At 60.9% G+C, this 24,322-nt stretch carries 21 protein-coding genes; 10 read left to right on the top strand and 11 right to left on the bottom strand.

Features of this window, described 5'->3' with window-relative positions; genetic code table 11:
• Positions 1 to 110 precede the first annotated feature (110 nt).
• Genes ccoP through ccoN form a run of 4 tightly spaced genes read right to left on the bottom strand, consistent with a single transcriptional unit; the run spans position 111 to position 3,302 of the window.
• On the bottom strand, positions 111 to 1,058 hold the full coding sequence (gene ccoP, locus AC3WP7_RS05745) for a cytochrome-c oxidase, cbb3-type subunit III (RefSeq protein WP_102592797.1): 948 nt from the start codon (positions 1,056 to 1,058) through the stop codon (positions 111 to 113).
• Positions 1,055 to 1,255: a cbb3-type cytochrome oxidase subunit 3 gene (locus AC3WP7_RS05740; RefSeq protein ID WP_010208563.1), complete on the bottom strand. Its 201-nt coding sequence runs from the start codon at positions 1,253 to 1,255 to the stop codon at positions 1,055 to 1,057. Before AC3WP7_RS05740 ends, ccoP begins: the two co-directional genes overlap by 4 nt.
• Positions 1,256 to 1,258: 3 nt before the next feature.
• Positions 1,259 to 1,867, bottom strand: a complete 609-nt coding sequence (gene ccoO, locus AC3WP7_RS05735) for a cytochrome-c oxidase, cbb3-type subunit II (protein ID WP_017735321.1) — start codon at positions 1,865 to 1,867, stop codon at positions 1,259 to 1,261.
• A gap of 10 nt (positions 1,868 to 1,877) precedes the next feature.
• Positions 1,878 to 3,302, bottom strand: a complete 1,425-nt coding sequence (gene ccoN / locus AC3WP7_RS05730) for a cytochrome-c oxidase, cbb3-type subunit I (RefSeq protein ID WP_058427329.1) — start codon at positions 3,300 to 3,302, stop codon at positions 1,878 to 1,880.
• A gap of 79 nt (positions 3,303 to 3,381) precedes the next feature.
• On the opposite strand from ccoN, the gene AC3WP7_RS05725 reads away from it, so the two are divergent.
• Positions 3,382 to 4,074 (top strand): alpha/beta family hydrolase, encoded by a 693-nt coding sequence (locus AC3WP7_RS05725; protein WP_102592798.1) that lies wholly within the window; start codon positions 3,382 to 3,384, stop codon positions 4,072 to 4,074.
• A 114-nt stretch (positions 4,075 to 4,188) separates the two neighbouring features.
• Here the strand turns inward: AC3WP7_RS05725 and AC3WP7_RS05720 are convergent, their stop codons facing one another.
• On the bottom strand, positions 4,189 to 5,754 hold the full coding sequence (locus AC3WP7_RS05720; protein ID WP_058427327.1) for a methyl-accepting chemotaxis protein: 1,566 nt from the start codon (positions 5,752 to 5,754) through the stop codon (positions 4,189 to 4,191).
• 103 nt (positions 5,755 to 5,857) lie between these two features.
• Positions 5,858 to 6,649 carry a CPBP family intramembrane glutamic endopeptidase gene (locus AC3WP7_RS05715; protein ID WP_102592799.1) on the bottom strand — a complete coding sequence of 264 codons (792 nt, stop codon included), beginning with the start codon at positions 6,647 to 6,649 and terminating at the stop codon, positions 5,858 to 5,860.
• Positions 6,650 to 7,058: 409 nt separating this feature from the next.
• Between AC3WP7_RS05715 and AC3WP7_RS05710 the strand changes: the two genes are divergently transcribed.
• Positions 7,059 to 7,919, top strand: coding sequence for a DMT family transporter (locus AC3WP7_RS05710; RefSeq protein ID WP_102592800.1), 861 nt, complete (start codon positions 7,059 to 7,061; stop codon positions 7,917 to 7,919).
• A gap of 33 nt (positions 7,920 to 7,952) precedes the next feature.
• Here the strand turns inward: AC3WP7_RS05710 and AC3WP7_RS05705 are convergent, their stop codons facing one another.
• Positions 7,953 to 8,837, bottom strand: coding sequence for a DMT family transporter (locus tag AC3WP7_RS05705; protein WP_102592801.1), 885 nt, complete (start codon positions 8,835 to 8,837; stop codon positions 7,953 to 7,955).
• 52 nt (positions 8,838 to 8,889) lie between these two features.
• The gene (locus AC3WP7_RS05700) at positions 8,890 to 10,500 is read right to left on the bottom strand and encodes a methyl-accepting chemotaxis protein (RefSeq protein WP_371917400.1); all 1,611 of its coding nucleotides are present in this window, start codon (positions 10,498 to 10,500) and stop codon (positions 8,890 to 8,892) included.
• A gap of 406 nt (positions 10,501 to 10,906) precedes the next feature.
• Here AC3WP7_RS05700 and aceK point away from each other — a divergent pair, with 406 nt between their 5' ends.
• Positions 10,907 to 12,625: a bifunctional isocitrate dehydrogenase kinase/phosphatase gene (gene aceK / locus AC3WP7_RS05695; protein WP_092242849.1), complete on the top strand. Its 1,719-nt coding sequence runs from the start codon at positions 10,907 to 10,909 to the stop codon at positions 12,623 to 12,625.
• A 25-nt stretch (positions 12,626 to 12,650) separates the two neighbouring features.
• Here the strand turns inward: aceK and AC3WP7_RS05690 are convergent, their stop codons facing one another.
• Positions 12,651 to 13,238, bottom strand: coding sequence for a hypothetical protein (locus tag AC3WP7_RS05690; protein WP_092242852.1), 588 nt, complete (start codon positions 13,236 to 13,238; stop codon positions 12,651 to 12,653).
• 585 nt (positions 13,239 to 13,823) lie between these two features.
• Between AC3WP7_RS05690 and hrpA the strand changes: the two genes are divergently transcribed.
• From hrpA to AC3WP7_RS05670, 4 genes are all read left to right on the top strand, one after another.
• Positions 13,824 to 17,735, top strand: coding sequence for an ATP-dependent RNA helicase HrpA (gene hrpA, locus AC3WP7_RS05685; RefSeq protein ID WP_102630113.1), 3,912 nt, complete (start codon positions 13,824 to 13,826; stop codon positions 17,733 to 17,735).
• A 307-nt stretch (positions 17,736 to 18,042) separates the two neighbouring features.
• Positions 18,043 to 19,164, top strand: a complete 1,122-nt coding sequence (locus AC3WP7_RS05680; protein WP_071491358.1) for a beta-ketoacyl-ACP synthase III — start codon at positions 18,043 to 18,045, stop codon at positions 19,162 to 19,164.
• A 17-nt stretch (positions 19,165 to 19,181) separates the two neighbouring features.
• On the top strand, positions 19,182 to 19,796 hold the full coding sequence (locus AC3WP7_RS05675; RefSeq protein ID WP_092242857.1) for an RNA polymerase sigma factor: 615 nt from the start codon (positions 19,182 to 19,184) through the stop codon (positions 19,794 to 19,796).
• Entirely contained in the window at positions 19,790 to 20,035 is a 246-nt protein-coding gene (locus AC3WP7_RS05670; RefSeq protein ID WP_071491356.1) for an anti-sigma factor family protein, read from the top strand. The genes AC3WP7_RS05675 and AC3WP7_RS05670 overlap by 7 nt, the downstream gene beginning before the upstream one ends.
• 107 nt (positions 20,036 to 20,142) lie before the next feature.
• Here the strand turns inward: AC3WP7_RS05670 and AC3WP7_RS05665 are convergent, their stop codons facing one another.
• Positions 20,143 to 21,465: a putative porin gene (locus tag AC3WP7_RS05665; RefSeq protein ID WP_028617432.1), complete on the bottom strand. Its 1,323-nt coding sequence runs from the start codon at positions 21,463 to 21,465 to the stop codon at positions 20,143 to 20,145.
• A 282-nt stretch (positions 21,466 to 21,747) separates the two neighbouring features.
• On the opposite strand from AC3WP7_RS05665, the gene AC3WP7_RS05660 reads away from it, so the two are divergent.
• The 3 genes from AC3WP7_RS05660 to AC3WP7_RS05650 are packed head-to-tail and all read left to right on the top strand — an operon-like array spanning position 21,748 to position 23,453.
• Positions 21,748 to 22,872, top strand: a complete 1,125-nt coding sequence (locus AC3WP7_RS05660; protein ID WP_092242859.1) for a GNAT family N-acetyltransferase — start codon at positions 21,748 to 21,750, stop codon at positions 22,870 to 22,872.
• A gap of 49 nt (positions 22,873 to 22,921) precedes the next feature.
• Complete coding sequence (locus AC3WP7_RS05655; protein WP_102592806.1) at positions 22,922 to 23,227, top strand: BrnT family toxin; 306 nt, start codon at positions 22,922 to 22,924, stop codon at positions 23,225 to 23,227.
• Entirely contained in the window at positions 23,205 to 23,453 is a 249-nt protein-coding gene (locus AC3WP7_RS05650) for a BrnA antitoxin family protein (RefSeq protein ID WP_093514034.1), read from the top strand. Before AC3WP7_RS05655 ends, AC3WP7_RS05650 begins: the two co-directional genes overlap by 23 nt.
• Before the next feature lie 55 nt (positions 23,454 to 23,508).
• Here AC3WP7_RS05650 and aqpZ read toward each other — a convergent pair whose 3' ends face one another.
• Positions 23,509 to 24,210: an aquaporin Z gene (gene aqpZ, locus AC3WP7_RS05645; RefSeq protein WP_102592804.1), complete on the bottom strand. Its 702-nt coding sequence runs from the start codon at positions 24,208 to 24,210 to the stop codon at positions 23,509 to 23,511.
• Between the last annotated feature and the right edge of the window lie 112 nt (positions 24,211 to 24,322).

The following is a 24,322-nucleotide window of genomic DNA, read 5'->3' as shown; positions in this document are numbered from 1 at the left end:
CAAGCGTAGACCCGAAAGTGAGGAGGGGAAAGTTGTGCTTTGGAGGGGTGTGACACTTGGTCGCGTACAGCGCCAGGGTTGCCGCCCCAAAATGGGGCGGCGATCAGAGGTTATTGCGCCTGGCTTTCTGGCGTTGCGCCATCAGCGTTGTGGGACAGGCTGTAAACGTAGGCGGCCAGCAGATGCACCTTGTCATTGCCTTGCAGCACTTCCTGCGCCGGCATCTGGCCCTGGCGGCCGTGGCGGATGGTCTGCTGCAACTGCGCGAGGCTGGTGCCGTAGATGTAGCCGGACGGTTTGGTCAGGTCGGGCGCGCCCATGGCTTCCATGCCGTGGCCTTCCGGCCCGTGGCAGGCGACACAGGTGGTGTTGAAGGCTGCCTGGCCGGCAGCCACATCGGCGCTGCTGTCGGCGGGCAGGGGCAACTTGGCCAGGTCGTGGCGAACAAAGGCCGCAACGTTTTTTACACCCTCATCGCCGAGCATGTCACCCCAGGCCGGCATCGCCGCGTGGCGACCGTTGAGGATGGTGGTCTTGATCGCCTCGGCCGAACCGCCCCAGCGCCAGATGTTGTCCGCCAGGTTCGGGAAGCCAAACGCGCCCTTGGCGTCCGAGCCGTGGCACACCGCGCAGTTGGAGGCGAACAGGCGACCGCCCATTTTCAGCGCTTGCGGGTCTTTGGCCACTTCTTCCACGGGCATGGCCGAGAATTTGGCGAAGATCGGCCCGAACTTGGCGTCGGCCTTGGCCATTTCCTTGTCCCATTCCTTGGCCTGGGTCCAGCCGTCTTCATAGCCCGGCAACACGCCTTTCCAGTTGCCCAGGCCCGGGTAGAGGATCAGGTAGCCGACCGCGAACACCAGGGTGCCGGCGAACAGCATGAACCACCACTGGGGCAGCGGGTTGTCGTATTCCTCGATACCGTCGAAGGCGTGGCCCATGGTCTGGTCGACGCTGCCCTTGGTCTCGCCCTTGCGGGTGCCGACCAGCAGCCAGGTCAAGCCGATCAGGCTGCCGAGGGTCAGTACGCAGATCCATGTACTCCAGAATAGGGTCATGGCCGGGTGCTCCTTATTGCAGGCTCTTCTTGAGCGTCGGATGGAGAGGGTTCATCGGCGAAGGGCAGCAGGCGCGCCTGCTCGAATTCCGCATTGCGCCGGTTGTTGAACACCCACAGCGACAGGCCGATAAAGGCGATGGCAACCACCAGCGTGCCGAGGCCGCGGATGGTGCCTGCATCGAATTCAAATCCCATGGCTCACCTCTTGCTCTTGATGGCGGTGCCGAGCACTTGCAGGTACGAGACCAGCGCGTCCATCTCGGTCTTGCCCTTGAGGCTGGCCACGGCGCCACTGATGTCGTCGTCGGTGTACGGCACGCCGAGGGTGCGCATCACTTTCAACTTGGTCTCGGTGTGGCTGCTGTCGACGGCGGCGGTGACCAGCCATGGATAGGCCGGCATTTTCGACTCGGGCACCACGTTGCGCGGGTTATACAGGTGCGCGCGGTGCCAGTCGTCCGAGTAGCGTGCGCCGACGCGCGCCAGGTCTGGACCGGTGCGCTTGGAGCCCCACAGGAACGGGTGGTCCCACACACTTTCACCGGCGACCGAGTAATGGCCGTAGCGTTCGGTTTCGGCGCGGAACGGGCGGATCATCTGCGAGTGGCACTGTACGCAGCCTTCGCGGATGTAGATGTCGCGGCCTTCCAGTTGCAGCGCGGTGTAGGGTTTCATGCCCTCCACCGGCTTGTTGGTCACGTCCTGGAAGAACAGCGGGACGATCTGGGTCAGGCCACCGATGCTCACGGCAAGCACCATGAGCAGCATCAGCAGGCCGACGTTCTTTTCAATCGTTTCGTGTTTCATCACAGACTCCTCAGGCCAACTGCGCAGTGGTGGCGGCTTCGACAGGCTGCGCCGAACGCACGGTGCGCCAGGTGTTGTAAGCCATCAGGAACATGCCGCTGAGGAAGATCGCACCGCCCACCAGCCGCACGATGAAGCCAGGGTGGCTGGCCACCAGGGTTTCGACGAAGGAGTAGGTCAAGGTGCCGTCTTCGTTGACCGCCCGCCACATCAAGCCCTGGGCGATACCGTTGACCCACATCGAAGCGATGTAGAGCACGGTGCCGATGGTGGCCAGCCAGAAGTGCGCGTTGATCAGGCCGAGGCTGTACATCTGCTCGCGGCCGAAGACTTTCGGGATCATGTGGTACAACGCGCCGATGGAGATCATCGCCACCCAACCGAGGGCGCCGGCGTGTACGTGGCCGATGGTCCAGTCGGTGTAGTGGGAGAGGGCGTTGACGGTCTTGATTGCCATCATCGGGCCTTCGAACGTCGACATGCCGTAGAACGCCAGGGACACCACGAGGAAGCGCAGGATCGGGTCGCTGCGCAACTTATGCCAGGCGCCCGACAGGGTCATCATGCCGTTGATCATGCCGCCCCAGCTCGGTGCCAGCAGCACCAGGGACATCACCATGCCCAGGGACTGTGCCCAGTCCGGCAGCGCGGTGTAGTGCAAGTGGTGCGGGCCGGCCCAGATGTACAGGGTGATCAGCGCCCAGAAGTGCACGATGGACAAGCGATAGGAATACACCGGACGCTCGGCCTGCTTGGGCACGAAGTAATACATCATGCCGAGGAAACCGGCGGTGAGGAAAAAGCCTACCGCGTTATGCCCATACCACCACTGCACCATGGCATCCGTCGCACCGCCATAGAGGGAGTAGGACTTGGTCAGGCTGACCGGGATTTCCAGGTTGTTGACGATATGCAGGATGGCCACGGTGATGATGAACGCACCGAAGAACCAGTTGCCGACGTAGATGTGCTTGGTGTTGCGCTTGGCCACGGTGCCAAAGAACACGATGGCATAGGCCACCCAGACAATGGTGATCAGGATGTCGATCGGCCATTCCAGCTCGGCGTATTCCTTGGAGCTGGTGTAGCCCAGCGGCAGGGAGATCGCTGCCAGCAGGATGACCAACTGCCAGCCCCAGAAGCAGAACGCGGCGATTTTCGGCGCGAACAGCTGCGTCTGGCAGGTACGCTGCACCGAGTAGAAGGAGCTGGCGAACAACGCGCAGCCACCGAAGGCGAAGATCACCGCGTTGGTGTGCAGCGGGCGCAGGCGGCCGAAGCTGGTCCAGGGCAAGTCGAAGTTGAGTGCAGGCCACACCAATTGGGCCGCGAGAAAAACCCCGAGCCCCATGCCGACGATGCCCCACACCACCGTCATAATGGCGAATTGGCGGACCACCTTGTAGTTATAGGCGGTACTTAAAGTAGTGTTCATGGTTCCCCATCCACGGTTCAACCCAAGCAGATGCGGCACTTGGGCTGGAGTTATAGGCAGACTAAAAAGCGAGGCAAGCATGGGCAAAGAGCACAAGGCCAGTATTGACGGGGATCAATGGGCGCAGTGTGTGCGGGAACATGGGTGGTTGTGGGATGTCGCGGCGGGGGCGGCTGAGGCTGCACCCGTGACGCTGATCCTGGCCCACGGCGCCGGTGCACCGATGGACTCATCCTTTATGAGCGATATGGCTGCACGCCTTGCCGGGCATGGCGTCAACGTGTTGCGCTTCGAGTTTCCCTACATGGCCCAGCGCCGGGTTGACGGCGGTAAACGCCCGCCCAACCCGGCCCCGAAGCTACTCGAATGCTGGCGTGAGGTGTATGCCGAGGTGCGACGTCATGTCGCTGGGAAACTGGCCATTGGCGGCAAGTCCATGGGCGGGCGCATGGCCAGTTTGCTGGCTGATGAATTGGGTGCCAATGGGCTGGTGTGCCTGGGCTATCCGTTCTATGCGGTGGGCAAGCCGGAAAAGCCACGCGTCGAACATCTGGTCGGGCTGAAGACGCCAACCTTGATCGTGCAGGGCGAGCGCGATGCACTGGGCAATCGGGCGGCGGTGGAAGGGTATGAGCTGTCGCCGAGCATCGAGGTGATGTGGCTGGTGGCGGGGGATCATGACTTGAAGCCGTTGAAGGCGTCGGGATTCAGTCATGAGCAGCATCTGGAAGCCGCGGCAGTGGGGGTGGCTGGGTTTTTGGCTGGCCTATAGGGCCTCATCGGGGCGGCGCGACGCTTCGACAAGCCCCTCCCACACTTGACCGTGTTCTCACATTCCAATTGTGAACACAGTCAAAGGTGGAGGGGGCTTGCCCCCGATAGCGACCTACCGGTTGAACCGCTCCACCAGCGAGTACTGAGTATTGGCGGTATGCGTCAGCTCTTCACTCAACTGCGCCGAGTTCAGCGCCTGCTCCGAGGTCTGGTCCGCCAACAGCGCAATGGTGCTGATGTTGCGGCTGATCTCTTCGGCCACCGAGCTTTGCTCTTCGGTGGCAGCCGCGATCTGGGTAGTCATATCGGTGATATGCGCCACCGCTTCACTGATGCCCACCAACGCCTGGTCCGCTTCCATCACCCGCGCTACACCTTCTTCGGCCTGGCGATGCCCGGCGTCCATGGTTTGCACGGCGGCAGCGGCGGTCTGCTGCAGCTTGGCGATCAATGCATGGATCTGCCCGGTTGACTCGGCGGTACGCTGGGCCAGTTGGCGGACTTCATCGGCCACCACCGCAAAACCACGGCCCATCTCCCCGGCACGCGCCGCTTCGATGGCGGCGTTGAGCGCCAGCAGGTTGGTCTGGTCGGCAATGCCCTTGATCACGTCGACCACACCGCCGATTTCATCGCTGTCCTTGGCCAACTGGGTCACAGTCACACCGGTCTCACCCACAGCCACGGACAGACGCTGGATCGCCTCGCGGGTTTCCCCGGCGATATCGCGGCCGCGACCGGTCAGGCGGTTGGCCTCTTGGGTCGCATCTGCCGTGCGCTGCACATGGCTGGCGACTTCCTGGGTAGTCGCCGCCATCTGGTTGACCGCCGTGGCCACCTGCTCGGTCTCGACGCGCTGGCGTTCCAGGCCGCTGGAGCTGTTATGGGCCAGGGTGTTGGACTGCGCGGCCTGGTCGTTGAGGTGCTCGGCAGTGTCCTGCAAACGCGTAAGGCAGGTCTTCAGACGCGCCTCCTGGCTGAGGATCGACATTTCCAGGCGCGCCTGGGCGCCACGGCTGTCGGTGTACATCTGCGCGATCAGCGGGTCGGAGGTAGTCTGCTCGGCCAGGCGCAGCAAACGCTTGAGGCCGCGCTGTTGCCAGCTCAGGCCGAGCAGGCCCAGCGGCACCGACAGCCCCGCCGCCAGGGCAAAGCCCCAGTGGGAGTTGAGCGAAGCGCCAATCATGAAACTCAACTGACTCACCAGGATAAACGGCAGCCAGTCCTGCAACACCGGCAACCACTTGTCCCGCTGAGGGATCGCCGACTTGCCCTGGTTGATGCGTTGGTAGAGCGCTTCGGCCCGGCGGATCTGCTCGGCGGTGGGCTTGATGCGCACCGATTCGTAGCCGACCACCTGGTTGCCTTCGAAAACCGGCGTCACATAGGCGTTAACCCAGTAGTGGTCACCGGTCTTGCAGCGATTCTTGACAATGCCCATCCATGGCAAGCCTTGTTTGAGCGTTGACCACATGTGCGCGAACACCGCCGCCGGAACGTCCGGGTGACGCACCAGGTTGTGCGGGGCACGCACCAGTTCGTCGCGAGAGAACCCACTGATTTCGACGAAGGCGTCGTTGCAGTAGGTGATCACGCCTTTGGCATCTGTGGTGGAGATCAACCGTTGCTGAGCGGGGAAGGTACGTTCGCGCTGGGTAACGGGTTGGTTATTACGCATGATTGTTCAATCCGCAAGGCTTTCAGGGGGTATCGGCAAGAACGGCGGTTTATTTAACTTATTTTTGCAACAATCGACGGGGTGCACGTTCCCCAGCAGGAGATCAACCGGCCAGCATCGGGTAGGTAAACAACCCGAAGTGAAGCAGATTCAAGCCAAAGTGCGTGGCCACCGCTGCGCCCAGGCCGCCAAACCGATAGGCCAGGCCGTAACCCACCCCGGCGATGCTCGCCAGCAATACCCAATGCCAGCCTGCGCCGATGTGCACCAGGCCGAACAGCAGCGAGGCCAGAAGCAGCGCCAGGTTCTCGCCGTAAGGGAGGTGTTTGAAACGTCGGCTCAAACCGCCCTGTACGTAACCCCGGAACAGGGCTTCTTCCACCAGCGTCACCAGCAGCAGGTTATTAAGTACCCAGAGCCAGGCCTGTTCCGGCCATTTCGGTGCCCAACTGATCACGCCCAGCAACGCCGCTCCGCCGAGGGCGGCGATGGCGGTGAGGGTCAACGCCAGGGCGGCCACGCAGATCGACAAACGCAACGAACGCCGCGCCACAATCCACGGGCAGGCCAGCAACAGCCAGAAGCCGATCAGCGGTTTGTCCTGGTTCAGGTACATCGAGAAGGGTACTGCATCTTCGGTGAAGCGCTGCGGGGCAATGCCACGCCCGTTATAGAAGCCGGGCAACCAGTGCATCGCCAGGCTCAGGGACAGTACGATAAACAACCCGTGGCCCAGGTAGCGTGCCCACGGCGTGCGTTGCTGGCGTACGGCGTAGCCGGCAATCAGCAGCAGGGCGACGGACACGCCCGCCAGCGCGCCCAATTGCCCGTAGATCAAGGCCAGTAGATAGCCAATGGAAAGAAGCGCCAGGTACAGCCAGGGCAATGCGATCATGGGAAATCCTTGGGAAAAACTGGGCGGCATTATAGCGATCTGTCCTACGGGCCCCACATGAAACTCCTCCATTCAGAGTGATTGCAAAACCTATCACCGGCTGGTTATAGTCCGAGCCTCTTCATCCCTTCACACAAGATCAGCCCATGCCTGCTTCCCAGCGCACAGCGGTAGTCGATTCAGCGGTCAACGCTGCGGTCGTGCCGTGCGGGGACAAGCAGCCTGCGCAGATCAGTCACTACCCTCCACCTGTCAGCAGCACGTCGGTGTACGCAGTCGTATCACCGCCGGGTGTTGGTATTGCGGGCTGATCATCTGATCGCTGTTCCCGTCTGCCCGCCTGAAAAAAACCTAATGCATTTCAGCGTCTGCTGAATCGGCTTTTTTTGCCTGATGACAGGTGGTAACCATGTCTGTTTTTTCGAAACAATCCGTGGCCGCGGCGGCCTCGACGAGCCTGTTTGTCCTGCTGTGGAGCAGTGGGGCGATCTTCTCCAAATGGGGCCTGGCCCACGCGTCACCCTTTGCGTTTCTGCTGATCCGTTTTGCCATTGCCCTCGGGGGCCTGGTGGTGCTGATACCGATCCTCAAGTTGAAACTGCCGCGCCCCGGCAAGCCACTGTTATACGCAGCGGCGACGGGGTTGGTGTTGTTGGGTGCCTACCAGATTTTCTATCTGTTGGCCCTGGACCTCAATGTCACCCCCGGCGTGATGGCAACCATCATGGGCGTACAGCCGATCCTCACCGTGGTGCTGATGGAGCGCCAGCGTTCTTTCAGCCGTGTGCTCGGCCTGGGCCTCGGGTTGGCGGGGCTGATCATGGTGGTGTATCAAGGCATCGGCCTCTCTGGCATGTCCCTGGCGGGCATGCTGTTCGGGTTGCTGGCCCTGGCCAGCATGACCTTTGGCTCGATCATGCAGAAACGCATCACCGACGAGCCCTTGGGCACGCTGCCGGTGCAGTACCTGGCGGGGTTGCTGCTGTGTTCGGTGTTTGTGCCGTTCCAGCCGTTCCATTTTGAACACAGCAGCAGCTTTTACCTGCCGGTGCTGTGGATGGGCTTGGTGGTGTCGTTGCTGGCCACGCTGTTGCTGTACCGCCTGATCGCCCGGAGCAACCTGGTGAATGTCACCAGTCTGTTCTATCTGGTGCCAGCGGTGACGGCGGTGATGGACTACCTGATCTTTGGCAATAGGCTTGGGATGTTGAGCCTGTTGGGGATGGGGTTGATCATCATCGGTTTGGTGTTTGTCTTCCGTAAGCGTTGACACTGTATTGTAGGAGCCCGGCAAGCCGGGCTCCTACAATTTTCGCGGCCGCAACACCAACCACAACGCCCCCGCAATCAACACCCCGCCATACAGATGCGCCATGGACAATGGCTCATCCAGCAACAACGCGCCCCACAACACCCCAAACGGCGGAATCATGAAGGTAACGGTCATCGACTTAACCGGCCCGATGGAGGTCAGCAACCGGAAGTAAAGAATGTAGGCAAACGCCGTACACACCAGCCCCAACCCCAGCAACGCTCCCCACACCTGCCATCCACCCCAACTCGCCGGCGGTTGGCTGATGGCGCTGTAGGCAAAGAACGGCAACAGGAACAACGTCGCGCCGAGCATGCTGCCCAGGGCCGACAGGCGGCTGTCCAAGCCACCGCGCTGATCCAGCCAGCGCCTTGCCAGGAACCCGGCAAAGCCATAACAGGTGGTCGCCAGCAAACAGGCCAGCGCCCCCATCAATAATTCCAGGTCAAACGCCACCGGCCCGGCGCGGGTCAGCACTCCCACGCCAAACAGGCCCAGGCACACCCCGGCGACTTTTGACGGGGTCAGGCGTTCGCTGAAGAACAACCCGCCAATCAACACGCCCATCAACGGCGTGGTGGCGTTGAAGATCGCCGAGTAACCCGCCGGCAGTACTTGGGCAGCGACTGAATACATGGTCGCGGGAATGCCGGAGTTGATCACGCCGAGCAGCAATACAGTCTTGAACTTGCCCTGGAAATCCCAGCTCACCCGCATCACCGCCAGGATCACCAGCAACCCGGCGGCGGCGATCGACACGCGGAAAAACGCCGTCGGCAGCGTGCCGATCTCCGGCGCGATAATGCGCATGAACAGGAAGCTCGCGCCCCAGATGGCGGCGAGCCCCAGCAGGTACAAGGTGTCGACAGGTCTCACGGAACACTCCTACCTCAATAAGGCCGCGAGTGTTGCATGACATGTCTAATGATTACAGGACAAACCGCGTCACCAGCCCATTCAGGTCCACCGCCAGGCGTGACAGTTCCTGGCTGGCGGCCGAGGTCTGGGTGGCACCGGCGGCGGTCTGGGTGGACAGGTCGCGGATGTTCACCAGGCTGCGGTCCACGTCACGTGCCACCAGCGCCTGCTGCTCGGCGGCGCTGGCGATCACCAGGTTGCGCTGGCTGATCTGCGAGATGGCTGCGGTGATTTTCTCCAGGGCGCTACCGGCGCTGTTGGCCCGTTGCAGCGTCTGGCCGGCGTGCTCGGCGCTGCTGTTCAGCGCTTCGACCGTATCCTGGGTGCCGCGCTGGATGCCGGTGATCATCTGCTCGATTTCTTCGGTGGAGTCCTGGGTGCGTTGCGCCAGGGAGCGCACTTCATCGGCTACCACCGCAAAACCACGCCCGGCCTCGCCTGCGCGGGCTGCTTCGATGGCGGCGTTGAGCGCCAGCAGGTTGGTTTGCCCGGCGATGCCGCGGATCACTTCCAGCACCTTGCTGATGTCCTGGGCTTGCACGGCCAGACCTTCGGCCTTGTTCGAGGCGCCGAGCACCTCGTCGACCAGGTTCTGGATCGAGCTGATGGTTTCGCTGATCTGGTAGTGGCCGTGCTTGCTGTCCTCGTCGGAGGCCTGGGACGCCTCGGCGCTGGACACCGCATTGCCTGCCACTTCGTCCACGGCCGCGCTCATTTCGGTGACGGCGGTGGCCGCCTGTTCGATCTCATCGTTCTGCGCCTGCAGGCCACGGGTGCTTTGTTCCATCACCGAGCTCATCTCCTCGGCGGCGGAGGCCAGCTGTTGCGCCGATTCGCTGATGCCCCGGATGGTGCCTCGCAATTGCGCCTGCATGGTCGCCAGGGCGTTGAGCAATTGGGCCGGTTCGTCCTTGCCGCTGACGGCGATGGGCTGGCTCAGGTCGCCGTCGGCAATGGTGCGGGCCACGCTCAGCGCCTGGCCGAGCGGGGCGGTGATGCTGCGGGTCAGCAGCCAGGCGAGCAACAAGGTGGCGATCAAGGCGAACACGATGATCAGGCCGACGATCCACTGTGCACTGGAATAGGTCTGCGCGGCGGAATCCACGGCGGTTTCCACGCCGTTCTGGTTGAAGACGATCAGGTCCTCCAGGCTCTTGCTGAGGATCACGCCCTGGGGAGCGAGGCGGGTGTTGAGCAGGTCAATGGCGTCTTGCTGCTGATCCTTGTCCACCAGGGTGACGATCTGTTCGACGAGGGCCAGGTAAGCGTTCACGTTACCTTCGAGCTGTTTGAGCATCTGGCGTTCTTCGTCGCTGCTGAGCAGGCTTTTGTGATGCTCGAGCAGGGTTTGCAGTGCGCTGCGCTGGCGGGTGATCAGGGCTTTGCTGTTGTCACGGATCCGCGATTCGTCGGTGGTCGCCAGACGCAAGGCTTCCAGGCGGATGCTGGCGACAAAGGCTGCGCTGTCGTGGATGTTCTCGATGCTCGGCATCCACGATTGCTCGATGACCAGCGCGCTTTGGCGCAGCTTGGCCATCTGGCCCAGGCCGAACATGCCCACAATCACCAGCAAGCTGGCCAAAACCCCAAAACTCAGACTGGCACGCAGACCGATCCTCATGTTCCTCAATGACATCTCTATGCTCCTTGGGCGATTAGAACCTGTTCCCGGATCGGTCTTCGGACCTTGTTAGGGTGGGAGAGGGCGCGCTATATATCAAAGTGCCATCAAGGTGGTAATCAGGGTTTCCCTTAGTTGGATCCAACGGTGTATTTGGAGCAGAGCTCCGAGGGAAGTACGCGGGATTCCGGCGCTAAGCGGCAAGGCCGCGTCGTTGTGGGCGTATGGGGAAAACAATGTGCGACTTTTCAGTGTGTTTATTGACCAATTGGTCGAATTAAATAAATTGAAAATAAATGTACAAAATGAACGGAGTTGTACAAGGCTGCACAAAAAATGACTCTTCTCCTGTGTTCGTACACTGGCTAAGCTCAGGGCTTCCCGATGCCCGCTCGAGGTTTCCCGCATGTCGCAATCCGCCCTCGCCATTGCCCAGATGATCCTCGATGGCTTCGACGATTACCGCGAACACTTCCGCCAGATCACCGACGGCGCCCGCGAGCGTTTCGAAAAGGCCCAGTGGCAACAGGGCCAGGCGGCGTCGGCGGCGCGCATCAACCTCTATGAGGAAAAGGTCTCCGAGGTGACCCAGCGGTTGCGTGAGCACTTCAATGACGCCGCGCTGCTCGACATCGATGTGTGGCCCGTGGTCAAAAGTGCCTACATCGGCCTGATCGACCTGCGCTTCGACGATGAACTCTCCGAGACCTGGTACAACTCGATCTTCTGCGGCCTGTTCAGCCACGACCTGATCAGCGACGGCTGCATGTTCATCCACACCACCCGGCCCAGCCTGCGCCGGGCACGGGCCGCGCAGACGCGCACCTACACGCCCGCCGGGCAAATCCCGCAAATGCTCGCGCAGATCTTTGCCGACTACCGCTTCAGCGAACCCTACGCCGACCTCGCAGCCGACCTTCATCGCCTCGAGACCCAGCTGCGGGAAAACCTGCCGGACTGGGTGTGCAAGGACCCGGACCTCAAGGTCGAGCTGTTTTCCTCGGTGCTCTACCGTAATAAAGGCGCCTACCTCGTCGGGCGCATCTACACCCGCGACGAACAATGGCCGCTGGTGATCCCGCTGCTGCACCGTGAAGGGCAGGGCATCCAGATCGATGCGCTGATCACCGATGAAGCCGATGTGTCGATCATCTTCTCGTTCACCCGCTCCTACTTCATGGTCGATGTACCGGTGCCGGCGGAATTCATCGGCTTTCTCAAGCGCATCCTGCCGGGCAAGCACATCGCCGAGTTGTACACCTCCATCGGCTTCTACAAGCACGGCAAGTCGGAGTTCTACCGCGCCCTGATCAACCACCTGGCGACCACCGACGATCAGTTCATCATGGCCCCCGGCGTGCGCGGCATGGTCATGAGCGTGTTCACCCTGCCGGGCTTCAACACCGTGTTCAAGATCATCAAGGACCGTTTTTCACCGTCGAAAAACGTCAACCGCGCCACGGTGATCGAGAAGTACCGCCTGGTCAAAAGCGTCGATCGGGTCGGACGCATGGCTGACACCCAGGAGTTCGCCGATTTCCGTTTTCCCCTGAGCAAATTCGAACCCGAATGCCTCGTCGAATTGCTGGAAGTCGCCGCTGGTACCGTCGAAGTCGAAGGCGATACGGTGCTGATCCGTCACTGCTGGACCGAACGGCGCATGACCCCGCTCAACCTCTACCTCGACAACGCCAACCCCGCCCAGGTGCGCGAAGCTTTGGAAGACTACGGCCTGGCGATCAAACAGCTGGCGGCCGCCAATATCTTCCCTGGCGATATGCTGCTGAAGAACTTCGGCGTTACCCGCCACGGTCGCGTGGTGTTCTACGACTACGACGAAATCTGTTTTCTCACCGAAGCCAACTTCCGTCACATCCCCGCACCGCGCACCCCGGAAGATGAGATGGCCTCAGAACCCTGGTACTCCATCGGCCCGCTGGATGTGTTCCCCGAGGAGTTCCCGCCGTTCCTGTTTGCGGATGCTGGTCAGCGCAAGTTGTTCGATGAGCTGCATGGTGAGCTGTACAACGCCGATTATTGGAAAGGCCTGCAGGAGGCGATTCGCGCCGGTAAGGTGATTGATGTGTTTCCTTACCGGCGCAAGGAACGCGATCAATTTTCCTGAACTTGAATTACTGAGCGATCGTTATTCAGAAAATACCCAATTGGTTTTTGGTCGACCTGACGCCCATATTTTCCAAGTGATCCTGTGCGGGTCTCATATGCTCCTTTGTGGGTAGATAGTGGCCCGAGGTGCTGGATAAGTGAGTTTTCCCTGTGATGGTTTGCTTTAAGTAGCCGGCACTGACGATATTGTTCGACTGACCGGGACCGACGCCGATTTCGGCGATGGCGGGGTGGGAAACCATCTTTGGCGCAACATTTTTACTGATGTTGGCGATCGCCATTTGTCCGTCTCCCGTCACAACAAACTTGGTAACCGTATTCGGTGTCTTCGCCACGTTCAGATCTTCTGACTTTTTTACGTTTGTCACTGTGGCCGTGGCGTTTCGGGGGTTTGTAGCCGCTCCCGCCAGATGCAGCTCAGCGTTCAGGTCTCTTGCCTTAGTATTGGGTAGCTTCGGATAGTTCTTGGAGGTGTAGGAAGACCCAGAGGGGGCTGAGGTCCAGGAACTGTTTGCCGAGTAGGATGTAGGTGCAATGTCCTGGTATTTGTTGGCGTAACTATGAAGGTTTTGGGCGGATGCGTTGTAGTAACGGCTGGAGTCAATGGGCATATGAAATCCTCAGATGTTAAAGGTGAAATCAATCCGGTTTTTGCGGTGGCGTCACAGGCTGCTCATGAAACGCATTCCTCGTACTGCCTGACTGGTCGTGTGAAAGCTCGAGATTCGATTTGCCCTCAAATTAGTGGGCGGTGTCGAGTAGGTCCGGGAGGACGCGTTGTGCGATGGCTTCTCGGTGTACGCGGGCGGGAACTCATAGGGGGGGGGTGGTCCCTGCGGTGCCGAGCGCGGTTGGGCTCGCATGGCTTGATCGTAGCTGGGTAGATGAGATTGGCTGTTTGTCGATTCGATAGGCATAAAAGCTCCGGTTTCATAAGCGATGCAGTGACCTGCCAGAGATTTCTGGCGGGTTGATTTGATCCTGCGTACTTCACTTAAACCATCGGATTTTTACTGTGAAAGGGTCGGATGAGCGACTTGCTCGTGTATGAAATATGTTCATTTGGAGGCGCTACGCGGCCAGTCACTGACTGAGCGTCTCCAGAAATGCCGAAATCTGCGACAATCGCCCCTCGTTTTTCCGTCCGTAGCTATGCAGGCGTGCCCTGCCTCACTCAGAAGACCTTTGCCGCCCTGATGACCGACCAAGCGCCCACCATCGACCAACTGCTCAAAACCCTTGATCACGCCATGCTCGCCGACCGCCACCGTTTGCGTCGGCAGTTGCTTGAGTTGCGCAAAAAGCCCGACGAGGACAAGTTGGTGCAGTGGGTCGCGCGCATGCAGGCGTCCTGCGCACAGGTCACGGCGCGGCGCGCCAGCCTGCCGGTGATTCGTTATGACGACAGCCTGCCGATTGCGGCCAAGCGCGATGAAATCAAAGAAGCGCTGAACAAGCACCAGGTGCTGATCATTGCCGGCGAAACCGGCTCGGGCAAGACCACCCAGTTGCCGAAGATCTGCCTGGAAATCGGTCGCGGCCAGTTCGGTCTCATTGGTCATACCCAGCCCCGCCGGATCGCCGCACGCAGCGTGGCCAGCCGGGTCGCCGAAGAGTTGGCCACGCCATTGGGCGCGCTGGTCGGCTATCAGGTGCGCTTTGAAGACCAGAGCGATTCCAACACCCTGATCAAGCTGATGACCGACGGCATCCTGCTGGCAGAAACCCAGAACGACCGCTACCTGGAACGCTACGACACCATCATCGTCGACGAAGCCCACGAACGCAGCCTGAACATCGACTTCCTGCTGGGCTACCTGAAAACCCTGTTGCCACGTCGCCCGGACCTGAAAGTCATCATCACCTCGGCGACCATCGACCTGGAGCGTTTCTCCAAGCATTTCGACGATGCGCCGATTGTCGAGGTGTCGGGCCGCACCTTCCCGGTGGACACCTGGTATCGCCCACTGACCCTGGAGCAGGACGAGGAGGGCAACCGCGTCGAGGACGACCTCACCGTCGACCAGGCGATCCTCGCCACCCTGGATGAAATAGCCGCCTATGAGCGCAGCGAGCGGCGCAGCCCGGGCGATGTGCTGGTGTTCCTGCCGGGCGAGCGCGAGATTCGTGACGCTGCCGACATGCTGCGCAAGGCCCAGCTCAAGCACACCGAGATCCTGCCGTTGTACGCGCGCCTGTCGCCAGCCGAGCAGCAGCGCATCTTCCAGTCCCATCCGGGCCGACGTGTGGTGTTGGCAACCAACGTCGCGGAAACCTCGCTGACTGTGCCGGGCATTCGTTATGTGATCGACAGCGGCACCGCGCGCATCAGCCGCTACAGCTACCGCGCCAAGGTGCAGCGCCTGCCGATCGAGGCGATTTCCCAGGCCAGCGCCAACCAGCGTAAAGGCCGTTGCGGCCGGGTCGAGCCGGGCATCTGCATTCGTTTGTACAGCGAAGAAGATTTTATCGGCCGCCCGGAATTTACCGACCCGGAAATTCTGCGCACCAACCTCGCCGCCGTGATCCTGCAGATGCTGCATTTGCGTCTCGGCGAAATCACCGACTTCCCGTTTATCGAACCGCCGGACGGCAAGGCGATCAGCGATGGTTTCAACCTGCTGCAAGAGCTGTCGGCGGTCGACCGCAACAGTCAGCTCACCCCGCTGGGCCGCCAGTTGGCGCGCCTGCCGGTGGACCCGCGCATGGGCCGCATGTTGCTGGAAGCCGCCAAGCTTGGCAGCTTGCAGGAAGTGCTGATCGTCGCCAGCGCCATGTCGATCCAGGACCCGCGTGAGCGCCCGCCGGAGCGTCAGCAGGCCGCCGACCAGGCCCACGCACAGTGGAAGGACCCGGATTCGGACTTCGCCGGCCTGGTCAATTTGTGGCGCGGTTTTGAAGAGCAGCGCCAGGAGCTCACTGCCAGCCCGCTGCGTAACTGGTGCCGCAAGAACTTCCTCAATTACCTGCGCCTGCGCGAGTGGCGTGATTCCCATCGCCAGTTGAGCCTGATCTGCCGCGACATGCAGTTGAGCGTCAATAAAGAGCCGGCGGATTTCCCGAAACTGCACAAGGCGGTGCTGTCCGGTTTGCTCAGCCAGATCGGCCAGAAAACCGAGGACGGCGATTACCTGGGCGCGCGTCAGCGGCGTTTCTGGATTCACCCCTCGTCGGGCATCGGCAAGAAGCGCCCGCAATGGCTGATGACCGCCGAACTGGTGGAAACCACCAAGCTGTATGCGCGCATGGTCGCCAAGATTGACGCCGACTGGATCGAACCGCTGGCCGGGCACCTGATCAAGAAAAACCACTTCGAGCCGCACTGGGAGAAAAAACGCGGCCAGGTCGTGGCCTTCGAGCAGATCACCCTGTTCGGGCTGATTGTGGTCGGGCGCCGTCCGGTGCATTACGGGCCGGTCGACCCGGTGGTGTCTCGCGAACTGTTTATCCGTGAAGGCCTGGTGCGTGGCGAGATCCAGTCGCGGGCCAAGTGCCTGGCGGCCAACCAGCAATTGCTGGAGCAGCTCGACGAGCTGGAGGCCAAGGCGCGCCGGCGCGACATTCTGGCCGACGAGGAAACGCTGTTCGCCTTCTACGATGCGCGCCTGCCGGCAGAGATCCACCAGACCGCGACCTTCGACAGTTGGTACAAGGTCAACAGCCAGAAAGACCCGCAACTGCTGATCATGCGCGAAGAAGACGTACTGGCCCGCGAGGCCAGCGAAGTCACCGCTGCGCATTACCCGGACACCCTGCATTTGGGTGACCTGGAACTGGCCTTGAGTTACCACTTCGAACCCAACCACCCGCGTGACGGTGTGACCTTGCGCGTGCCGGCGCCGCTGTTGCCCGCCTTGCCGGCGGAGCGCCTGGAGTGGTTGGTGCCGGGGGTGATCGAAGCCAAGTGCATCGCCCTGGTGCGCAACTTGCCCAAGGCGCTGCGCAAGAACTTCGTGCCGGTGCCGGACTTCGTCAAGGCGGCCCTGCAACGCATCGAATTCGGCCAGGGCTCGTTGCCCCAGGCCCTTGGCCGCGAATTGTTGCGCATGACCGGGGTGCGGGTCAGCGATGAAGCCTGGGCCGAAGCCGCGCAGCAGGTGGAAAGCCACCTGAAGATGAACCTGGAAGTGGTCGACGGCCAGGGCAAGTTCCTCGGTGAAGGCCGGGATCTCGCCGAACTGACGGCGCGCTTTGCCGAGGCCAGCCAGGCCGCGCTGGCCGTACCGCAAACTGCAAAAAGCCAGCAGCCGGTGGAGGCCAAGGTGTTCGCGGCGGTAGCCGAGAAGACGCAACAGAAGATCGCCGGGTTGTCGATGACGGTGTATCCGGCGCTGGTGGAGGAAAACGGCACGGTCAAGGAAGGGCGTTTCTCCACGGCGGCCGAGGCTGAGTTCCAGCATCGCCGTGCCTTGCAACGCCTGCTGATGCAACAACTGGCGGAACCGGCGAAATTCCTGCGCGGCAAACTGCCGGGCCTGACCGAACTGGGCCTGATGTACCGCGAGTTGGGCCGGATCGATGCGCTGGTGGAAGACATCCTGCTGGCCAGCCTCGACACCTGCGTGCTTGAAGGCGAAGCCAGCCTGCCGCGGGATGGCGCAGGTTTGGCGGCCCTGGCCGAGCGCAAGCGCGGCAGTTGGACCGAACACGCCGAGCGCCTGGCGCGCCTGACCCTGGAGGTGCTGAAACTCTGGCACGGTCTGCAAAAGCGCTTCAAAGGCAAGATCGACCTGGCCCAGGCCGTGGCCTTGAACGACATCAAGCAGCAACTGAGCCACCTGGTGTACCCCGGTTTTGTAAGGGAAACCCCGGCGCAGTGGTTCAAGGAATTGCCGCGTTACCTCAAGGCCATCGAGTTGCGCCTGGAGAAATTGCCGAGCCAGGTGCAGAAGGATCGGGTGTGGAGCGGCGAGCTGGGCGGCCTGTGGACGCAGTACGAAACCCGCCTGAAAAAACATGCCCAGGAAGGCAAGCGCGATCCCCAGCTGGAGCTGTATCGCTGGTGGCTGGAGGAATACCGGGTGTCGTTGTTTGCCCAGCAACTGGGTACCAAAGTGCCGATTTCCGACAAGCGCCTGAGCAAGCAGTGGAGCCTGGTAGAAGCCTGATATTTGCACGGTTTCCAGGGCAATACAGGTCCAGTGTGGGAGGGGGCTTGCCCCCGATTGCGGTCTGTCATTAAAGGATGTGTTGACTGGCCCACCGCTATCGGGGCAAGCCCCCTCCCACAGATAGCGCCAAATTCCGAGGGTTGTGGCAAACTTCGCGGTTATAAATGCCGGGATCGTCGCGAAAGGCTGCGGCGCGATGGAATAAAGCGATGCCAGTTTGGTGTCCGCGGAGCGGAATCGGACTACTTACAGTTTGGTACGACGGTACCAATATCTTCTGCCTGACAGATTTAGAGGAACGACCGTGCATAACGTCGTCATCAGCGGCACTGGCCTGTATACCCCGGCCAACAGCATCTCCAACGAAGAGCTGGTGCAGTCTTTCAATGCTTACGTGCAACAGTTCAACAGCGACAACGCCGCCGCCATCGAGCGCGGTGACGTGCAGCCGCTGACCGAATCCAGCGCCGCCTTCATCGAAAAGGCCTCCGGCATCAAGAGCCGCTTCGTGATGGACAAGGACGGCATTCTCGATCCGCAGCGCATGGCCCCGCGCCTGCCCGAGCGCAGCAACGACGAATGGTCGGTGCTCTGCCAGATGGCCGTCGGCGCCGCTGAACAAGCTCTACAGCGCGCGGGCAAAACCGCTGCCGACATCGACGGCGTGATCGTCGCCTGTTCCAACCTGCAGCGTGCCTACCCGGCCATCGCCATCGAAGTCCAGGAAGCCTTGGGCATCGAAGGGTTTGGTTTTGACATGAACGTGGCCTGTTCCTCGGCCACCTTCGGCATCCAGAACGCCGCCAACAGCATCCAGCTGGGCCAGGCGCGGGCGATCCTGATGGTCAACCCGGAGGTCTGCACCGGCCACCTGAACTTCCGCGACCGCGACAGCCACTTCATCTTTGGCGATGCGGCCACCGCCGTGGTCCTGGAGCGCGCCGACCTGGCAACCTCCGAACACCAGTTCGACGTGGTGAGCACCAAGCTGCTGACCAAGTTCTCCAATAACATCCGCAACAACTTCGGCTTCCTCAACCGCACCGCGGAAGAGGGCATCGGCGCGCCGGACAAACTGTTCGTACAGGAAGGCCGCAAGGTGTTCCGCGACGTATGTCCGATGGTCGCCGAGCTGATCGGCGTGCACCTGGAAGAGAACCAGTTGAACGTGACCGACGTGAAGCGCTTCTGGTTGCACCAGGCCAACCTGAGCATGAACCACCTGATCGTCAAGAAACTGCTGGGCCGCGAAGCCACGGTGGAAGAAGCGCCGGTGATCCTCGATACCTACGCCAATACCAGTTCGGCGGGTTCGGTGATTGCGTTCCACAAGAATCAGGATGACCTGCCCAAGGGCTCCGTGGCGGTGCTCAGCTCGTTTGGCGCGGGCTATTCGATCGGCAGCGTGATCCTGCGCAAACGCTAAGACAGGCGAGGTCTTGAATGGCAGCAGCGGACGACGCGCACCTGCTTGAACGCCTGCTCAAGGGTGAGCAGCGGGCCTACAAGGAATTGGTCACCACCTACCAGAGCGCCATGCGGGCGGTGGCCTATGCCATCGTCGGCCAGCGTCACGCCGACGAAGTCGTGCAGGACGCCTGGCTGTCAGTGGTGCGCAACCTGGCCAGGTTCGAAGGCCGTTCCAGCCTCAAGACCTGGCTGCTGACCATTACCGCCAACGCTGCCAAGGGGCGCTACAAGCAGAACCGTCGCGAAGTGTTGCTCGACGATCTGCCCTCGCCCCACGGCACTATCGGTGACGATCGCTTCACCCCCGACGATGGTCACTGGGCCGTCGCCCCGTATGCCTGGCACCAGGACACCCCGGAAGCCTTGCTCACCGAGGATGAACTGCGCAAATGCCTGGAGCATACGATCCTGAGCCTGTCGGAGTTGCAGAGCAGTGTGCTGGTACTGCGTGAGCGCCAGGGCCTGGAGTTGGAAGAGATCTGTAATCTTCTGACGTTGTCGCTCTCCAATGTCCGTGTGCTGTTGCATCGGGCACGGCTTAAAGTCTTCGCCACGGTGGAGCATTTTGAGGAAACGGGCGAATGTTGACCTGTAAAGAACAAGTGGCACGTTCCAGTGACTATCTCGATGGGCAGTTGACCTTTCGCGAACGTCTGCTGGTGCGTCATCACTTGATGTTCTGCCCGAACTGCCGCCGGTTTATCCGCCAGATGCGCCTGATGCAGGCGACGCTGAGGATAATGCCGGACGAACCGGTAGACGGTGTGGAGGCCTTGGCGCAGCGTCTGGCTGACGAGCGGCTCAAGGATCATAAAGGCGGGGAATAAACAGGCTCGCGTGGGTGGAGCGAACGGATGATGGGGACCGATCCACCTACGCAAGACTGGTACAGCCACCTCGGGCCGTCCTGGCCCAAGGCTTTCAACACTTACTGTTAGAACTTGGCTTCTGCATCCAGCTGCAGGGTGTTGGTGTTGGCATCACGCTGGGTGCGGCTGGCATAGTCGGCCTTGGTCAGGAAGTACGTGGCACCGAGGGCGAAGTTCTTGTCGATGTCGTAGCTGACCTTCATCTTGTGACCGCGCGAACCGGTGGTGCCGTTGGCGAAGTCCGAGTCGGTGAAGGCACCCACCACGGCATTACGCTGAATGTCGCGGTAGTTGTAGTCCAGGTTGAAGCCGAACACTTTCGACTTGGCGCCGATCAGCCAGGCGGTGTCCTGGTCGGTCACGGCGTCGTTGTTTTTCACGTACTGGCCGTAGAACGCCAGCGGTACAGCCAGGCCGCCAATGTCGGCTTGGGCAAAGCCTTCATACAGGCGGAACTGGTTGTCGGCCGAGTTACCGTTGACCGCCAGTGCGCAAGGCGTGGTGGTGGTTGTGCAACGGCTGTCCTTGTCATTCTGGTAGGCGTAGACGCTGCCGCCCAGGGTCATTTTCAGGTTGTCGGTGACCGAGAAGCGTGTGCCCAATTGGCCAGAGGTCAGGCGCAGGTCGTGACGGAACTGCACGCCGTCGCCGTCGACGTTGTCCTTGAGGTTGTAGTTGCCGAGGCTGCCGAACAGTTCGGCGCTGCTGCCCAGTGGGTATTTGTAGGTCAGGGCCAGGCCTTCAGGGTTGATGTCGCTATCCCAGATGACGTCGCCCATGTTCACCCACGGTTGCAGCATCTTGCCGCCGATCACGTGCAGGTTCTTGATCTGGTCCGGGTGGTAGTCGATGTAGCCGAGGTCCAGCCAGATCGACTTCTTGTCGAAGTAGTTGTCCTGGTCCTGGTTGGTCGAGCGCGCATCGTCGCTGCTGCCGGTGGCAATACGGATACCGGTGTCGACCTGCGAGTTGATCTCGGTGTAGGCGCCCAGGCGGGCACGGATGCGCTGACGGTCCTTGTCACGGCCGCCGTTGTTGGATTCGCCCTGGATTTTCACGGTTTCCTGACGGAAACGTACGTCACCCTTGAACTGAGTCTTGGCGGCCCAGGCCAGCTTCTGGTCAAAGCTGCTCAGCTCATTGGTTTTCTTCGCGGTGGCCGCGATCTGTTCGTTGGTCTCTTGTTGAGCTTGCCGTGCGATCTGCTGTTCTTTCTGGTCTTTGGCCAATTCGCTTTGCAGTTCGGTGTACTGCGCTGCGGTGATCTGGCCGTTGGCCTTGAGCATGTCGAGCAATTTAGCGTCGACTGCAGCGCTGGCCGGAACGCTCAGGGCCAGTAACAGGCCGCCGCACAGGACCGCCGCAGTTTTAGTGGAAGCAAGACGCATATCAATCTCCGAAAGTGAGGAGGGATGGCAAACCATCCAGGACACAACCGACCGATGACGGACGGAAAATAGCCGCCGGGTAGAACCAGGCGCTCTAAAAACAGGCGTCAGTATCGCGACCGTTTATGACGGCGCAGTGGCGAAGTGATGTCATCTAGATGACAAATTATTTATGTTCGGAACTATTGGTTTAGAGCCTTGTCGTGCGAATCGGGGATGTGCCAGGGCTGGCAATCGGCGATACTCGCCAGGCTTTCACGCCCCGAACCAGTGAGGATGCCGATGCCGCTGCAACGCCTGGACAGCCTGTCCGAAATTGCCCCGCAAGCCTGGGATGCGCTGGTGCCGCAGGGGCAGCCGTTCGTGCGGCATGCGTTCCTGAGTGCCTTGGAAGACAGCGCCAGCCTGGGCCCGCAATCGGGCTGGCAGCCGGAGCATTTGCTGCACTGGGAGGGTGAGCGGCTGGTGGCGGCGTTGCCCAGCTATCGCAAATGGCATTCCTATGGCGAGTACGTGTTCGATCACGGCTGGGCTGATGCCTGCGAGCGCGCCGGTATCGACTATTACCCCAAGTTGCTCACGGCGGTACCCTTCAGCCCGGTCAGCGGTCCGCGCTTATTGGCCGCGAGTGCCGATGACGGTTTTGAGCTGCTCAAGAGCCTGCCGGGTTACCTCGAGATCGAGGAGCTTTCCAGCGCCCATATCAACTTCACGGATGACCTGGCCGATGCTGCACTGGCCCGGCAAGCGGGCTGGTTGCAACGCCTGGGCTGTCAGTATCACTGGCAGAACCGGGGCTACCGCGACTTCCAGGACTTCCTCGACGCCTTGAGCTCGCGCAAGCGCAAACAGATGCGCAAGGAGCGCGAGCAAGTGGCGGGGCAGGGGATCGATTTCGAGTGGCTGCAAGGCCATGAACTGAGCGAGGCGCAGTGGGATTTTGTCTACGCCTGCTACGCCAACACCTATGCCGTGCGCCGCCAATCTCCCTACCTGACCCGCGCTTTCTTCAGCCTGCTGGCCGAGCGCATGCCCGAAGCGATCCGCGTGGTACTGGCCAAGCAAGGCTCGCGTCCGGTAGCCATGGCCTTCAGCCTGCTCGGCGGCGACAGTTTCTACGGCCGCTACTGGGGCTGCCTGGCAGAGTTTGATCGCCTGCACTTCGAAACCTGCTTCTACCAGGGCATGGACTACGCCATCGCCCACGGCCTGCAACGCTTCGATGCGGGGGCGCAGGGCGAGCACAAGTTGATCCGTGGGTTCGAGCCGGTGATCACGCGGTCGTGGCACTACCTGCGCCATCCGGGACTGAAGAATGCCGTGGAGGATTTTCTCGAGCGTGAACGGGTGGGGATCGTGGCGTATGCACAGGAGGCAAGGGCAGCCCTGCCTTATCGGCAGGGCTGAGCTGCTGGTCTTGTGGCGCTTCCATGCAAGGCTGAAATTGCTATTCTGTATGTACAAAAGTACATACAGGTCGTGCCATGCTATTGAGTGGGATGAATCCAAAAATAAAGCCAATATTATTAAACACGGCATCGATTTCAATGACGTTCCAGATATCTTCAGGCACCCGATGCTGGCCTTACGCGATGATCGAGCGGATTATGGCGAAGAGCGTTGGATCAGTATTGGCTGGATCAAATTGTTAGTGGGTGTGGTCGTATATACCGAGCGGCATGGTGGTGTGATTCGCATCCTTTCTGCCCGAAAAGCAACCAAGAAGGAGGCCAAATACTATGACGCAAACATCGAAAACTGACTGGGAGCGCTTGGCCAAAATGAGTGATGACGAGATCGATACCAGCGATATTCCTGAGCTGGATGCCGATTTTTTCCGGCGTGCCGAGTTACGTGTTCCAGTGAAGCAGGCGGTCACTATCAGGCTGGACGCTGATGTACTGGAGTGGTTCAAAGATCAAGGATCTGGTTACCAGACGCGTATTAACCAGCTATTGCGTCAGTACATGCAGGCCCATCAAGGGTGAATGGCTGTCCGATAAGAGCAGCCCTGCCTTATCGGCAGGGCTGAACCCGTTTGCCTCAGCCCGGCGCCTCCTTGCCCAGCCATCGATAAGTGAACCCACCGATCACCGCACCCAGGATCGGCGCGAGCCAGAACATCCACAATTGCTGGATCGCCCACCCGCCGACGATCAGTGCCGGGCCGGTACTGCGGGCCGGGTTGACCGAGGTATTGGTCACGGGAATGGAGATCAAGTGGATCAGGGTCAGGGCCAGGCCGATGGCGCAGGGTGCCACGCCCTTGGGGACGCGGCGGTCGGTGGCGCCCAGAATGATCACCACAAACATGGCCGTCATCACCAGCTCACACACAAACCCCGCCGCCAGTGAATACCCGCCTGGCGAATGTTCGCCATAGCCGTTGGACGCCAGGCCCGATGCCAGTTCGAACCCCGGCTTGCCGCTGGCAATGAAGTACAGCAACGCAGCGGCGACCGTGCCACCGACCACCTGCGCGACGATGTACGCCGGTAACTCCCTGGCCGGAAACCTTCCGCCCATTACCAGCCCCACCGATACTGCCGGGTTGAGGTGACAACCGCTGATATGCCCGATGGCCACCGCCATGGTCAGCACCGTGAGCCCGAAGGCCAGGGACACGCCCAACAACCCGATCCCGACTGCGGGAAACGCCGCGGCCAGCACCGCACTCCCGCACCCGCCCAACACCAGCCAAAACGTACCCAACCCCTCTGTGACTGAACGCTTGAACAAAGACATGCAACCCGTCCTTGATAGATCGCTCTACCCAATCAGTAAATCAGTGATGCTCCCTGCAGATTTACTTCAGCGCCCGTCTGGGCACTGCACTGAGTACAGCACGGCTATGGCA

Source organism: Pseudomonas sp. FW305-3-2-15-C-LB1 (assembly GCF_058787615.1).
This window is presented reverse-complemented; position numbering and strand designations above follow the sequence as displayed.

Bases quoted from the DNA above. Each gene is read 5' to 3' on its own strand.
- ccoP (WP_102592797.1), bottom strand. From the start codon at position 1,058: ATGACCCTATTCTGGAGTACATGGATCTGCGTACTGACCCTCGGCAGC.
- AC3WP7_RS05740 (WP_010208563.1), bottom strand. From the start codon at position 1,255: ATGGGATTTGAATTCGATGCAGGCACCATCCGCGGCCTCGGCACGCTG.
- ccoO (WP_017735321.1), bottom strand. From the start codon at position 1,867: ATGAAACACGAAACGATTGAAAAGAACGTCGGCCTGCTGATGCTGCTC.
- ccoN (WP_058427329.1), bottom strand. From the start codon at position 3,302: ATGAACACTACTTTAAGTACCGCCTATAACTACAAGGTGGTCCGCCAA.
- AC3WP7_RS05725 (WP_102592798.1), top strand. From the start codon at position 3,382: ATGGGCAAAGAGCACAAGGCCAGTATTGACGGGGATCAATGGGCGCAG.
- AC3WP7_RS05720 (WP_058427327.1), bottom strand. From the start codon at position 5,754: ATGCGTAATAACCAACCCGTTACCCAGCGCGAACGTACCTTCCCCGCT.
- AC3WP7_RS05715 (WP_102592799.1), bottom strand. From the start codon at position 6,649: ATGATCGCATTGCCCTGGCTGTACCTGGCGCTTCTTTCCATTGGCTAT.
- AC3WP7_RS05710 (WP_102592800.1), top strand. From the start codon at position 7,059: ATGTCTGTTTTTTCGAAACAATCCGTGGCCGCGGCGGCCTCGACGAGC.
- AC3WP7_RS05700 (WP_371917400.1), bottom strand. From the start codon at position 10,500: ATGAGGATCGGTCTGCGTGCCAGTCTGAGTTTTGGGGTTTTGGCCAGC.
- aceK (WP_092242849.1), top strand. From the start codon at position 10,907: ATGTCGCAATCCGCCCTCGCCATTGCCCAGATGATCCTCGATGGCTTC.
- AC3WP7_RS05690 (WP_092242852.1), bottom strand. From the start codon at position 13,238: ATGCCCATTGACTCCAGCCGTTACTACAACGCATCCGCCCAAAACCTT.
- hrpA (WP_102630113.1), top strand. From the start codon at position 13,824: ATGACCGACCAAGCGCCCACCATCGACCAACTGCTCAAAACCCTTGAT.
- AC3WP7_RS05675 (WP_092242857.1), top strand. From the start codon at position 19,182: ATGGCAGCAGCGGACGACGCGCACCTGCTTGAACGCCTGCTCAAGGGT.
- AC3WP7_RS05670 (WP_071491356.1), top strand. From the start codon at position 19,790: ATGTTGACCTGTAAAGAACAAGTGGCACGTTCCAGTGACTATCTCGAT.
- AC3WP7_RS05665 (WP_028617432.1), bottom strand. From the start codon at position 21,465: ATGCGTCTTGCTTCCACTAAAACTGCGGCGGTCCTGTGCGGCGGCCTG.
- AC3WP7_RS05660 (WP_092242859.1), top strand. From the start codon at position 21,748: ATGCCGCTGCAACGCCTGGACAGCCTGTCCGAAATTGCCCCGCAAGCC.
- AC3WP7_RS05655 (WP_102592806.1), top strand. From the start codon at position 22,922: ATGTACAAAAGTACATACAGGTCGTGCCATGCTATTGAGTGGGATGAA.
- AC3WP7_RS05650 (WP_093514034.1), top strand. From the start codon at position 23,205: ATGACGCAAACATCGAAAACTGACTGGGAGCGCTTGGCCAAAATGAGT.
- aqpZ (WP_102592804.1), bottom strand. From the start codon at position 24,210: ATGTCTTTGTTCAAGCGTTCAGTCACAGAGGGGTTGGGTACGTTTTGG.